The organism is Actinomycetota bacterium (assembly GCA_005774595.1).
GTDB lineage: Bacteria > Actinomycetota > Coriobacteriia > Anaerosomatales > D1FN1-002 > D1FN1-002.
Genome location: VAUM01000427.1, coordinates 1 through 1,393, shown reverse-complemented (window position 1 = coordinate 1,393; position 1,393 = coordinate 1). Strand labels below are relative to the sequence as shown.

The 1,393-nt window shown below is 70.5% G+C and carries 1 protein-coding gene; it reads left to right on the top strand.

The window, feature by feature from the left end; genetic code table 11:
- The first annotated feature begins 10 nt into the window (after nucleotides 1-10).
- Nucleotides 11-1,390 (top strand): ATP-binding protein, encoded by a 1,380-nt coding sequence (locus FDZ70_10700; GenBank protein ID TLM65976.1) that lies wholly within the window; start codon nucleotides 11-13, stop codon nucleotides 1,388-1,390.
- Nucleotides 1,391-1,393: the final 3 nt, after the last annotated feature.

Genomic DNA, 1,393 nt, shown 5'->3' with positions numbered 1-1,393 from the left:
CATCTACCGCGTGAAGGAGTTCGTCAACAGAACGCGCGAGCTGGCGGCGCTGGAGTCTTGGCACTCCGGGGCGGCGTCGCGCCTCGGGATCGTGTGGGGGCGCCGCCGGGTCGGAAAGACGATGCTGCTCCAGCGATTCGCGGCCGACAAGCGCGCCGTCTTCCACACCGCGGCCGGCCGTCCCGCCGCCGATGAGCTGCGCATCATCTCGGAGTCCGTCGCCGCACTGGGACTCGACGCGATCCGTGATCTGCAGCAGCGCCCCTTCACCGGCTGGGATGACGCACTCGACTTCCTCGCGACCGCGGCTCGCGCCGAGCCGCTGCTCCTCGTGCTCGACGAGTTCCCCGAGCTCAAAGCCACCGCCCCCGAGGTCGAGGGCGTTCTGCGCGCGTTCCTCGACCGGGCGGGCGGTGGCACGCACCTACGCATCCTCATCTGCGGGTCCGCGGTGCGCACGATGCAGGCGATGCAGGAGGAGCGCGCTCCGCTCTACGGCCGCTTCGGTCTGGCGTTGCAGGTGCACCCCTTCGATCCGCACGAGGCCGCGCTGATGCTTCGTGACCTGGAGCCGACGGATCGTGCACTCGTGTGGGGCCTCGTCGGCGGGGTGCCGCTGTACCTCTCGTGGTGGGACCAGGCGGCGCCGGTCCGTGAGAACCTGGAGCACCTGTTCTGCGCGCCGGGAGCGCTGCTGCTGACCGAGGGGCAGCTCCTGCTCGCCACCGAGGGCGATGCGAGCGGCCTGGCTGGCATCGCGCTCAAGGCGATCGCCGCGGGGCGCACGAAGCATGGCGAGGTCCGTGATGCCGTGGGCGTGGAACCCTCCCGGCTCCTCGCGCGGCTGGTCGAGTTGCGCCTCGTCGAACAGCTCGTACCGGTCACGGAGAATCCGGAGCGCACGCGCCGCAAGATCTACCGCATCGCCGACAACTATCTGGCGTTCTGGCTCGGCCGCGTCGAGCGGTACCGCTCGCAGATCGAGCGCGGACTGGGGTCGTCGGTGGCCGCGCTCCTCGAGTCCGGTCTCGACGATGCGATGGGCGCCCCGTGGGAGGATGCGTTCCGGCGTCATCTGATCCGCGAGGTGGCCGCCGGATCGCTGCCGAGCGAGATCGCGGCGCTGGGGCAGTGGTGGAACGACGACAGTTCGGTCCAGATCGACGCCGTGGGGCTCGCCGGACGCTCGTCACTGCCGGTGCTGCTCGGCGAGGCGAAGTGGGGTTGCGTCGAGAGCGCGCCCGCCTTGGTGCGGACGCTTCAGGAGAAGGCGCAGGCCCTGTCGGCCGCTGCCGACAAGCCCACGTACGCCGTGTGTGCCCGCGAGCGGCTGACCGATGTGCCGACAGGCGTCCACGCGTACACCGCTGCGGACATCTTCAGCCTGTAGTCT